General features: G+C 55.6%; 9 protein-coding genes. 1 reads left to right on the top strand and 8 read right to left on the bottom strand.

Features of this window, described 5'->3' with window-relative positions; genetic code table 11:
* Positions 1 to 19: 19 nt before the first annotated feature.
* Positions 20 to 733, bottom strand: a complete 714-nt coding sequence (gene pgl / locus OZ656_RS08630) for a 6-phosphogluconolactonase (protein ID WP_113879027.1) — start codon at positions 731 to 733, stop codon at positions 20 to 22.
* Entirely contained in the window at positions 726 to 2,201 is a 1,476-nt protein-coding gene (zwf, locus tag OZ656_RS08625) for a glucose-6-phosphate dehydrogenase (RefSeq protein WP_113879026.1), read from the bottom strand. Before zwf ends, pgl begins: the two co-directional genes overlap by 8 nt.
* Before the next feature lie 208 nt (positions 2,202 to 2,409).
* Between zwf and OZ656_RS08620 the strand changes: the two genes are divergently transcribed.
* Positions 2,410 to 3,282, top strand: coding sequence for a MurR/RpiR family transcriptional regulator (locus OZ656_RS08620; protein WP_011785314.1), 873 nt, complete (start codon positions 2,410 to 2,412; stop codon positions 3,280 to 3,282).
* 54 nt (positions 3,283 to 3,336) lie between these two features.
* Here the strand turns inward: OZ656_RS08620 and OZ656_RS08615 are convergent, their stop codons facing one another.
* From OZ656_RS08615 to tig, 6 genes are all read right to left on the bottom strand, one after another.
* Positions 3,337 to 5,190, bottom strand: a complete 1,854-nt coding sequence (locus OZ656_RS08615; RefSeq protein ID WP_379945168.1) for a SurA N-terminal domain-containing protein — start codon at positions 5,188 to 5,190, stop codon at positions 3,337 to 3,339.
* 158 nt (positions 5,191 to 5,348) lie between these two features.
* Positions 5,349 to 5,621, bottom strand: a complete 273-nt coding sequence (locus tag OZ656_RS08610) for an HU family DNA-binding protein (protein ID WP_008174603.1) — start codon at positions 5,619 to 5,621, stop codon at positions 5,349 to 5,351.
* A gap of 238 nt (positions 5,622 to 5,859) precedes the next feature.
* Positions 5,860 to 8,277, bottom strand: a complete 2,418-nt coding sequence (lon, locus tag OZ656_RS08605) for an endopeptidase La (protein WP_153741742.1) — start codon at positions 8,275 to 8,277, stop codon at positions 5,860 to 5,862.
* A gap of 175 nt (positions 8,278 to 8,452) precedes the next feature.
* Positions 8,453 to 9,736 (bottom strand): ATP-dependent Clp protease ATP-binding subunit ClpX, encoded by a 1,284-nt coding sequence (gene clpX / locus OZ656_RS08600; RefSeq protein ID WP_011785317.1) that lies wholly within the window; start codon positions 9,734 to 9,736, stop codon positions 8,453 to 8,455.
* Between the two features lie 76 nt (positions 9,737 to 9,812).
* Entirely contained in the window at positions 9,813 to 10,448 is a 636-nt protein-coding gene (gene clpP / locus OZ656_RS08595) for an ATP-dependent Clp endopeptidase proteolytic subunit ClpP (RefSeq protein ID WP_011785318.1), read from the bottom strand.
* A 163-nt stretch (positions 10,449 to 10,611) separates the two neighbouring features.
* Positions 10,612 to 11,916, bottom strand: coding sequence for a trigger factor (tig, locus tag OZ656_RS08590; RefSeq protein ID WP_113879023.1), 1,305 nt, complete (start codon positions 11,914 to 11,916; stop codon positions 10,612 to 10,614).
* Positions 11,917 to 12,120 lie beyond the last annotated feature (204 nt).

The following is a 12,120-nucleotide window of genomic DNA, read 5'->3' as shown; positions in this document are numbered from 1 at the left end:
CCAGACAAGCAACGCGGCGTCACGGGCTCCAGAACACTTCCAGGCCGGGTTTCAGGAAGGCCCGCACCGGCATGGCAAATACATCATCCAGAGCCGAACACGCCCTTCTGAGCGTCTCCAGCTTGTCCTCCCCTTTCAGGTGCAGCGCGGTAAAGCGCGCTTGCGCCAGTACCGCCCGGGTCAGCGTCACCCTGGGCTGAGGCTGGGATTCGGGTGTCATCGCCGCTACCAGACCAGTATTGAACTCATCCATGGCTTCAGGCAGCTCAGGCGCATCCGGAAACAGCGAAGCGGTATGACCGTCATTGCCCATTCCCAGAATCACCACATCCACCGGCAGAACCAGCACAGAAAGCGCCTGCCGAACTGCCTCCAATCCTTGATCCGGAATTTCCCCCGGCTGCTTCAGTGCCAGGTAACGGGCTTTCGCAGCCCTGCCCACTAACAGATTGTTTCTGACCAGGGTTGTGTTACTGGCAGGGTCGCCCTCCGGCACCCAGCGCTCGTCCGCCAGCACAACATCCACTCTGGACCAGTCCAGATCCGCGTCGGACAACGCCTTGAAGAAGGGTAAAGGCGTAGAGCCTCCGGACACCACCAGGCTGACCCTGGACGCCTGCTCAAGACGACTGGCGAGCACATCGGCGACGGTCGAGGCCAAGGCCCGGGCCACGCGCCCGGCATTATCATCGGCGTGAAACCCTACCCCCTCTGGCAAGCGGATGTCAGGCATCCTCATACCAGCTCCTCCCATCCCGTGTGATCATGGCAATGGAGGCAACCGGGCCCCAGGTGCCGGCGGCATATCGCTTGGGCGGTTCGCCACTGTCTCGCCAGTTAGCGATGATCTCGTCGACCCAGCGCCAGGCGTATTCCACCTCATCCCTGCGAACAAAAAGGTATTGATTACCTTTCATCACCTCCCACAGCAAACGCTCATAGGCATCCGGAATGCGTTCCGCTTCAAAGGTTTCGGAGAAGGTCAGCTCCAACGGCCCCTGCCGCAATCGCATCCCCTTATCCAGCCCCTGATCCTTGGTCAGGATTTTCAGGGCCATTCCCTCATCCGGCTGCAACCGTATAATCAGTTTGTTGTTGGCCAAATGCTTCTGGTCCGGGTCAAAAATGTAGTGAGGCGCGGGCTTGAAATGGATGATGATCTGGGAAAGCTTCTCCGGTAGTCGCTTGCCCGTGCGGATGTAAAAGGGCACGCCAGACCAGCGCCAGTTGTCGATCTCAGCCTTCAGGGCCACGAAGGTTTCGGTGGCACTGCCCTTGTTGGCATCTTCCTCCTCCAGATAACCCGGAACCGGCTTGCCATTGCTGGTGCCTGCAGTGTACTGACCACGCACGACGTACCGATCCATCATGTCCGGGGTAATCCGCTTCAGCGCCTTGAGTACCTTTACCTTCTCGTCCCGGATACTGTCCGCTGACAGGTCGGCAGGCGGATCCATCGCAATCAGGCACAGCAACTGCAGCAGGTGATTCTGAATCATGTCGCGAATCTGACCGGCCTGGTCAAAATAGCCCCAGCGCCCTTCTATACCGACGCTCTCCGCGACGGTAATTTCAACGTGAGAGATATGATTCTGGTCCCACTGGGAGGCAAACAGGTTGTTGGCGAATCGCAGGGCAATCAGATTCTGCACGGTCTCCTTACCCAGATAGTGATCAATCCGGAACAACTGGTTTTCGTGGTAGACCTCTCCAAGCTCATCGTTGATCACCCGGGACGACTCAAGGTCGTGGCCAATAGGTTTTTCCACCACCACCCGGGTTTTCTCATTACAACAACTGGTCGCCTTCATATTGCGGGCAATCACGCCATACATCGAAGGCGGCGTGGCCATGTAGACGATGAGTTCGTTGTTGGGTTCATCCCGCCACTCACGCAGGGCCCCGTAGCCCTCAGGATCGGTGAAATCCAGCAACAGGTAATCCACCCGCTGCAGAAATGCATTCGCCACGCCAGCATCAAACTCACTGTCTTTCACATGATAGCGAAGCTTTTCAAACAGTTGCTCCCGGACGTCCGCTGTTGTTGCCTTCGTGCGCGCAATCGCCAGAATGCGACTGCCCTGCGCGAGCAAGCCCGCGCGCTCCAGCTGATACAGCGCAGGGAAGAGTTTACGCTGAGCCAGGTCACCCAAGGCGCCAAAAAGCATCAGGTCACACGGGGCATTCGCGTTCTTTACCATGAGTCGCGCCCTCCATGATTTGCCGCTCCACTTCATTCACATTAACAGGAAGTAGTAGTTTTAGAAAAAAAAACAGTCAAACTGCTGACTCCCAGCCCTCAGAAAACCACGTTATGACACGTTGACTACCGCAAACACACCAATAAAACGGTATACTCCCGAGTTCTTAGATGATTCGGCCCCCAAGAGATCAACGGAGCATCCATTCATGACAACCAGTCACGCGCACCGGGAAGAGAATCTGCTGGAAGATATTCAGGAACGCCTGGATAATCTGAACAAGTCCGAGCGCAAAGTGGCAGAAGCGATTCTTAAGGACCCCAGCGCTGCAACGCGGTACAGCATTGCAGCCCTGGCCCGGGCGGCCAATGTCAGCGAACCTACTGTAAACCGATTCTGTCGGAGTTTTTCAGCGACGGGCTTCCCGGACTTCAAGATCCGATTAGCACAGAGCATTGCGACAGGAACACCCTATGTCGGCCAGAATATAGAGCCCGACGACACCGTGGCTGAATTCGCTGACAAAATCATGCTCAGCACCATTGCCAACCTGGATAAGTCTCGCCAGTCACTCGATCACAAAGCGCTAGCTTCGGCCATCGACTATCTTATCCAGGCAAAACAGATCCACTTTTTTGGCATGGGCGGCTCCGCGTCGGTCGCACTCGATGCCCAGCACAAGTTTTTTCGATTCAACATTCCCGTAACCTCATACGACGACGCTCTCATGCAGAGAATGGTGGCGGCAGGGGCGCAGGTCGGAGATGTGATCGTAATGATCTCATACACCGGCCGAACCAAGGAAAGCGTTGATATCGCCAGAGTGGCGCGAGAGAACGGCGCAACGGTTATTGGTATAACAAACCCGGAATCCCCTCTTGCGGAATTCTGTACGGTGGTGGTTGGCGTCACAACCCCGGAAGACACAGAAGTGTACATGCCCATGTCTTCCAGAATTATTCATTTGACGGTCATCGACATCCTCGCAACCGGTGTAACGCTGAAACGTGGATCGGATTTTCTGGGCCATCTCAAGAAAATCAAGGAAAGCCTGAAAGCTACCCGATATCCGAAAGAATGAACCGCTCACAAAAAAGCCCCCGAAAGGGGGCTTTTTTTCGAGGTCTACAGCAAATCAGTTCCGCTCAACCTCAGCTGTATTGCGAAGGTACTGCTGGTAGGCGGTATATTCACGCTGCCCCTCCAGCTGCGCCAGGAAACGCATCAGCTGTTGGTATTCCGCACCTTCCTGATCAACCTCACCTTCGTTGACACCGGTCAGCACAATGACAGCAGCCTGATCGGCCGTAACGGCGCGGCCAACGGTTGGCGAGTCACCATCCGGGCGGGCCATAGAAAACACTTCCTGCACCACGCGCGGGCTCAGGCCAGACACACTCCGGCCCTGATTTTCAAACTGCTGCCATTCACCGGCACCAAGTTCGTCAGCACTGGTACCGGATTCAAGCTGAGCCACGAGCTCATCAACACGGGCTGCCAGCGCATCCCGGGTTTCGGTTCTCTCCAGAATCCGACGAATCTCCGGCTCCACATCGGCCAACTCCAATTGGCGCGGTTCGTGATACTCGCGCACCCGGGCAACGACCGAAACGTTATCACCCACGTCGATCAGCTCGGTATTGTAGCCACCCTCAAGTACATCTTCAGAGAACAGTTGACGTACCAGACCCGCATGATCAAAGGGTGCTGCACCTCCGTCCCTGCTGACACCTTCGACCACCCGAATTTCCAGACCCAGCTCTTCGGCCGGGCCGGCAAGATCGTCGGCAGCGTAGGCCGCATCAGCCAGTTGCGAGCGAACTTCCGCAAAACGCTCACTGGCCTTGGTTCTGGCCAATTCGAGTCGCAGATCTTCACGCAACTCGTCAAAGGCAGGCACATCGGAGCGGCGCACCTCTTCCAGCTTGATCAGATGAAGACCAAAGCTGGTCTCAACCGGGCCAGAAACTTCGCCTTCTTCCAGCCCGAACAGAGCGTCTTCAAAGGCTTCATCATAGACACCACGGCCAGCAAAACCGAGATCACCACCTTCCTGCGCAGAGACGGTATCGACTGAGTATTCCTCGGCCAGGACGGCAAACGACTCACCGTCTTCAAGACGCTGCTGGATGGTTGCGAGAGTCTCCTGCCCTTCATCACCGGCCTCTACAAGAATGTGAGCGGCACGGCGCTCTTCCCGTGCGTATTCTTCAGCACGCTCCTCGTAATAGGCCCGCACTTCATCTTCGGAAACTTCAATGGACTCCGCCAACGCTCCCTGGGACAGGGTAATGTAGGCAGCATCCACCTGCTCTGGCTGACGAAACTGGTCACGGTTCTCGTCGTAGTACGCCTGCACGTCCGCCTCGGTCACATCCACCTTGTCCTGAACACTACTGCCATCAAGGGTCAGCACGCGGAAGTCACGGGTCTGATTCTGAATGGCCAGCAAATGGGCTGCATTCTCAGGTGCCACGACACCAGTCTGGACGATCGCCGCGCGAATCTGGTTTACCACATAGTTCTTGCGCATGCTTTCGCGGAACTCGGCAACGCCCATGCCCAGATTGCGCACTGTGGCTACAAACCGATCACGATTGAACTGGCCATCCACCTGGAACTGGGGCATCTGGGTAATCAGGGAATCGATGTCGGCGTCGGTCAGCTCCAGCCCCTGGCTCTGAGCGTCCTGAGTGAGCACGGCCTCCCGGATCAGCGCATCCAGCACGTCGCGGCGAATCTGATCTTCGTCCAACAGGGATTGATCCGGATTCTCCATCTGCATCAGGCGCTGCTGGCTTTCCATCTGTACGGTGCGCAGAAACTCCCGCTCGGTGATGTCCTGGCCGTTAACCGTTGCCACTTCTGGCTCGCCAGTGAAGCCGCCGATGATGGCATCCATTCCCCAGATCGAGAGGGAAATAATCAATAGGCCAACGATAACCTTGGCGATCGTACTCTGGGCGTTATCCCGAATATCTTGAAGCATGTTGTTCTCGAATCCCTGTTCAAGGTTCTGCTGTTGGTAGTGGTGAGGCGAAAGCTGAGAGAGCCACCGTTAACACGCAAAAAGGCGCACCCTTACCGGAATGCGCCTTGAATTCTGATGGCAGTTCCCGAAACCGGGAACTGCCAGAGAAAGAACCGTTACTTAACGGCGTCTTTCAGGGCCTTGCCTGCCTTGAATCCAGGCACTTTAGAGGCCGGAATCTTGATTTCTGCACCAGTCTGCGGGTTGCGACCAGTACGGGCAGCACGCTCTTTCACAGAGAAGGTGCCAAAGCCGATCAGGGTAACCTGGTCGCCTTTCTTCAGTGCACCGGTGATAGAGTTGGTCATGGCATCCAGCGCACGGCCAGCTGCGGCTTTGGAGATGTCTGCGGACTCTGCAATTGCATCGATCAGTTCGGACTTGTTCACACTAAACCCCTTCGATTTCAGGTTGAAGATGTTATAGGTCGGTTTGTTTTTTCGCGGACGTTCTCGACTATCGCATAAGCGATGGGAGAATTCCATTCTTCAGTTTTTTTATTCCTTGCGGCATTAAACCGGTGTTCGGAATAGGCACTTACTGCGCGGGAGCCCTTGGTATTGGCTGCTTCACGGCGAAACAGTTATACCAACGGGCTCTCAGGCGTGTCAACAACTCATCCGGTGTTTAATGTGTATTTATGCGCTCTGCAGCGTCGCCGGAATCATCAGAAGTGGCCGATTTGCCGGTTTCCTTGTCAGCATTTTCAGACCGGGGATCCGGCTGGTAGGCCAGCGCAATATCCAGAACCTCATCAATCCACTTGACCGGGCGGATCTCCAGCGATTCCTTGATGTTGTCCGGTATCTCCTTGAGATCCCTGACATTTTCATCCGGGATGATGACAGTTTTGATGCCGCCGCGATGGGCTGCCAGCAGCTTTTCCTTCAAGCCGCCGATCGCCAGAACGCGACCTCGCAAGGTGATTTCACCGGTCATCGCTACATCCGCCCGAACGGGAATTCGGGTCAGTGCAGAAACCAGTGCTGTACACATACCAATACCGGCACTCGGGCCATCTTTCGGGGTTGCTCCCTCAGGTACATGCACGTGAAGATCGTGTTTTTCGTGGAAATCATCCGCCACACCCAGGCCGGCCGCCCTGCTCCGGACCACCGTAAGTGCCGTCTGAATGGATTCCTGCATAACGTCACCCAGCGAGCCGGTTTTAACGACACGACCCTTACCTGGCGTCAAAGCACACTCTATGGTCAACAGTTCGCCGCCGACCTGGGTCCATGCCAGACCGGTCACCTGTCCGATCTGGTTGGTTTCCTCTGCCAGTCCGTATTTGAACTTTTTGACGCCTGAGTAATCCTCCAGAAGATCCGGCGTCAGGGTCACCGAGGCCTTGCTGCTGCTCTCTACGTGCTCGCGCACCACCTTACGGCAGATCTTGGCGATTTCGCGCTCAAGGCCCCGTACACCGGCTTCCCGGGTGTAGTAGCGGATCAGATCCCTGATGGTCTCTTCCGGCAGTTTCAGTTCGTCCTTGCGCAGACCATTGGCCTTGAGCTGCTTGGGCAGAAGGTAACGCAAGGCAATATTAACCTTTTCATCCTCGGTGTATCCGGGAATCCGGATGATCTCCATGCGGTCCAGCAGTGCCGGTGGAATATCCATGGAGTTGGAGGTACATACGAACATCACATCAGAGAGGTCGTAATCGACTTCCAGGTAGTGATCATTGAACGTATGGTTCTGCTCCGGGTCCAGCACCTCGAGCAGAGCCGAGGCCGGATCGCCACGATGGTCCATGCCCATCTTGTCGATTTCGTCGAACAGGAACAGCGGGTTCTTCACACCCACCTTGGAAAGCTTCTGCAACAACTTGCCCGGCAGCGCGCCGATGTAAGTCTTGCGGTGGCCTCGTATCTCGGCTTCGTCACGCACACCACCCAGCGCCATGCGGGTGTATTTGCGATTGGTAGCCTTGGCGATGGACTGGCCAAGGGAGGTCTTGCCAACCCCGGGAGGCCCTACCAGGCAAAGCACAGGGCCTTTTACCTTCTTGACCCGACTCTGAACCGCCAGATACTCCAGAATACGCTTCTTCACCTCGTCCAGGCCGTAGTGATCCCGGTCCAGGATTTCACGGGCCTTTTCAAGGTCGTGACGAACCCGACTGCGCTTCTTCCAGGGGACCGCCAGCATCCAGTCAATGTAGCCGCGCACCACGGTAGCTTCCGCGGACATCGGAGACATCATCTTGAGCTTGTTCAGCTCTGCTTCGGTTTTCTTCCGGGCCTCTTCCGGCAGACCGGCTTCCTCAAGCTTCTGCTCGAGTTCCTCGAAATCGTTATTACCCTCACCGAGCTGGCCCATTTCCTTCTGGATCGCTTTCATCTGCTCGTTCAGGTAATACTCGCGCTGGCTGCGCTCCATCTGCTTTTTCACACGGCCACGGATGCGCTTCTCCACTTCGATCAGATCAATCTCACCGTCCAGCTTGCCCAGCAGAAGATCAACCCGCTTACGAACGTCCAGAGCTTCCAGCAACTCCTGTTTCTCGGGAATCCGCATCTCCAGATGCGCGGCCATGGTATCGACCAGACGCTCAAGTTCGTGGATACCGGTCAAAGCATTGGAAACCTCAGATGGCACCTTTTTGGACAGCTTCACGTACTTCTCGAATTCGTCCATCAGGGTCTTGGTTAGGACGTCTTCCTCGCGCTCCGGCAAGGATTCCTCATCCATCAGAATGGCCTGGCCGGACAGGTAATCGCCTTCCTCGATGTCAGAAATGCTGGCTCGGGAATTACCCTCGACCAGAACCTTGACGGTGCCATCCGGCAGCCGAAGCATCTGCAGCACCGTCGCCAGGGTGCCCATGGCAAATACATCCTTCGGGCCCGGCTCGTCGGTGGAGGCATCTTTCTGGGCTACCAGCAGGATTTCCTTGCTGCCCTCCATTGCCGCTTCCAGCGCCTGAATGGATTTTTCGCGGCCCACAAACAGCGGAACCACCATGTGCGGGAACACCACCACATCACGCAAAGGAAGCAGCGGGTATTCGTGCACAGTTTCATCAGGTATACGGGTCATGGGGAATCCTCTGACAGTATTTCTTTCAGCATATCACCCAACATTGGGGCGCTGACAAAAATTGCAATCTTTTTACGATGGGAAATATCAGGGAGCAAACGATAAGGGCCTGAGATGAAAAAGGGGCGTTGAACGCCCCTTTTATATCACCCGGTATTCTACGCCCTGTGCCCGTTCAGTCTTCGGGCACCGCCTTGGCGTGATCGCTGCTGGCGTAGATCTTGAAGGGCTCTGAATCCCCCTTGATCACACTCTCGTCGATCACCACCTTGGAGACATCATGCTCAGAGGGAATCTGATACATGGTATCCAGCAGCGTCGCTTCCATTATCGACCGCAGACCACGGGCACCCGTCTTGCGCTCCATGGCTTTTCTGGCCACTGCGCGCAGGGCGTCTTCCCGGAAGTCCAGCTCCACCCCTTCCATATCAAACAGCTTCTGATACTGCTTGGTCAGGGCGTTTTTGGGCTCGGTCAGAATCTGCACCAGTGCTTCTTCATCCAGCTCGGTCAACGTGGCTACCACAGGCAGACGGCCGACGAATTCCGGAATCAGGCCAAACTTCACCAGATCCTCGGTCTCGACTTCGCGAATGATATCGCCAGTGCTCTTGCTGTCGTCCTGGCTCTTGACTGTAGCCGAGAAGCCAATGGAACTGCGCTCAGACCGTTCCTGGATGACCTTGTCGAGGCCGGCGAAGGCACCGCCACAGATAAACAGGATATTACCGGTATCCACCTGCAGGAATTCCTGCTGGGGATGTTTACGCCCACCCTGAGGAGGAACCGAAGCGACAGTACCCTCGATCAGCTTCAGCAAAGCCTGCTGTACACCCTCACCCGATACATCCCGGGTGATGGACGGGTTATCGGACTTGCGGGAAATCTTGTCGATCTCGTCGATGTAGACAATACCGCGCTGGGCCTTTTCGACATCGTAGTCGCACTTCTGCAGCAGTTTCTGGATGATGTTTTCAACATCTTCACCCACATAGCCTGCTTCGGTCAGCGTGGTCGCATCCGCGATGGTAAACGGTACATTCAGCATGCGCGCAAGGGTTTCCGCCAACAGGGTCTTACCGCTACCGGTGGGACCGATCAGCAGAATGTTGCTTTTGCCCAGCTCGACATCACTCTTGCCCTCGCCGTAGCGAAGACGCTTGTAGTGGTTATACACCGCTACAGACAGAACGACCTTGGCGCGATCCTGGCCAATAACATATTCATTAAGAGTCTCTCGAATCTCTGCCGGCGTGGGCAGGCGATCGCTGGCCTCCTCCGGGGCGTTCTCCTGAATCTCTTCCCGGATAATGTCATTGCACAGATCAACGCACTCGTCGCAGATGAACACCGAGGGCCCTGCAATGAGCTTACGGACTTCATGCTGGCTCTTTCCACAAAACGAGCAGTAGAGCAACTTGCCGTTATCGTCGCCTCTGCCGTTTCTTTCATCTGCCATTGAAATACCTCTGTTCTTCGTTGGCCGGCGTCGTCAGTGTGTACGCCGGCCGGTAGTGATGCGATGACTTTCAGTATTATTTATTCGATACGCGCTTATCAAGTATTGTATCGATCAACCCGTACTCTTTGGCCTGGGCAGGATCCATGAAATTATCACGGTCGGTATCCCGGGCGATGGTCTCGATGTCCTGACCAGTGTGCTCCGCAAGCAGCTCGTTGAGCGTGTTGCGGATTTTCAGGATCTCACGGGTATGGATCTCGATGTCCGTCGCCTGCCCCTGATAGCCGCCCAGCGGCTGATGAATCATTACACGGGAGTGCGGCAGGCAGGCACGCTTGCCCTTCGCGCCACCCGACAACAGGAAAGCACCCATGCTGGCTGCCTGACCGATGCAAAGTGTTGCTACGTCCGGCTTCACGAACTGCATGGTGTCGTAAATGGACATGCCGGCGGAAACGGAGCCACCCGGACTGTTGATATAAAGATGGATATCCTTGTCCGGATTTTCGGATTCCAGGAACAGCAACTGGGCAACCACGAGGTTTGCCATGTGATCTTCAACCGGGCCAACCAGAAAGATCACCCGCTCCTTGAGCAGACGGGAATAAATGTCGAACGAACGTTCGCCGCGTGCCGTCTGTTCAATAACAATCGGCACCAGGCCTGAGCTGGTTATCATTGTAGGGCCATCAAACGGTTTCTGCGTCATGTGCGCCTGAACTCCTTATGGACAATGGTTTGGACTCCTGCTTCAACGGGAGCCCGTTGTATTCCGGTACCCCATATACTCTGCCAGCAGATCGCCCAGATGAAAACAGCCGGACACGCCGGCTGCTTCCAGAACACGGCACCGGGCCAGAGCCCGGCGGCCATCAGCGCTGGGGCTGACCGGCCTGCACCGCTTCCTCGTACTTCATCTTCTTCTCTTTTACCTTGGCCGCGCCAAGCACAAAATCAACCACGGCATCTTCCAGTACAGAAGACTCAACCTGAGCCTTCTGATCCGGGTTGCTGTTGAAGTGTGCAACAACCTCGTCCGGCTGTTCATACGTAGAAGCGATCTCCTGGATCTTTTCTTCCACTTTCGCTTCGTCAGCCTTCAGGTCATTTTTCTTGACCACTTCCTGGAACAGCAGACCGGTCTTCACGCGACGCTTCGCCTGCTCTTCGAAGATTTCCTTCGGCAATTGCTGGAAATCCACCTGCCCGCCAAAGCGCTGAACGGCGTCCTGACGCAGGCGATCAATTTCCTGGTCAACGAGAGCCGCAGGTACTTCCAGCTCGGTGGTCTCCAGCAGACCATCTACAACGTCGTTCTTGACCTTGTTGGATACTGCCTGCTTGAGCTCGCGCTCCATGTTCTTCTTCACTTCCTCGCGGAAAGCGGCTTCGTCTTCAGCTTCGATGCCGAAACGCTTGAAGAATTCCTGATCCAGCTCCGGCAGCTGCGGCTCTTCTACCTTGTGGATAGTGATCGCGAACTTGGCATCTTTACCCGCCAGGTCTTCGTTATGGTAGTCCTCAGGGAAAGTGACATCGATTTCCAGCTCTTCGCCGGCTTTACCACCCACAATGCCCTTTTCAAAACCAGGGATCATCTGACCTGAACCCAGGGTCAGACGATGACCTTCAGCGGAGCCACCTTCGAATTCTTCACCATCGATGGAGCCCTTGAAGTCGATAGTCACGATGTCCTTGTTCTTGGACTTGCGCTTGACTTCTTTCATGGTGGCCTGCTGGCGACGCAGATTATCGATCATGTTGTCGATATCCTTGTCGGCAACTTCAGACACCGGCTTCTCAACGTTGATCTTGCTCAGATCGCCCAGCTCAATTTCCGGCAGAACCTCAAAAGTCGCAACGAACTCGAGGTCCTTGCCTTCTTCCATGGTCTTCGGCTCCAACTTGGGCCAGCCCGCCGGATTGATATCCTGCTCCTGCAGCGCCTTGATGTAGTTGTCGCGCATAGCCTCGCCAACCACTTCCTGGCGGATGCTGTCACCAAAACGACGCTTGACCACGCTCATGGGAACCTTGCCAGGGCGGAAACCGTTCAGGCGCACGGTGCGAGCAGTTTCCTGCAGGCGTTTCTGAACCGCCTGGTCGATTTCCTGGGCGGGCACACCAATCGTCATGCGACGCTCGATGTTGGAGGTCGTTTCAACAGACACTTGCATGGAAGTTCCTCAAATTACAGATTCTGTAGGTGAATGAAAATTAAACCAAAATCCCGGCAGGAGCAGCTCACCCCAAAGGGACGCAAAATTAAAAGCCGGTAGTTTATCACGGTTTGCCCCGCCGAGAGAATCACCCGGCCACCCTGAATATGGGTTTGAGACGCGCCTAACAACGCGGTACGAAAACACAATGGGGACAAATCA

Origin of the sequence: Marinobacter sp. LM1, assembly GCF_042763285.1 — a bacterium.
GTDB lineage: Bacteria > Pseudomonadota > Gammaproteobacteria > Pseudomonadales > Oleiphilaceae > Marinobacter > Marinobacter nauticus.
This window is presented reverse-complemented; position numbering and strand designations above follow the sequence as displayed.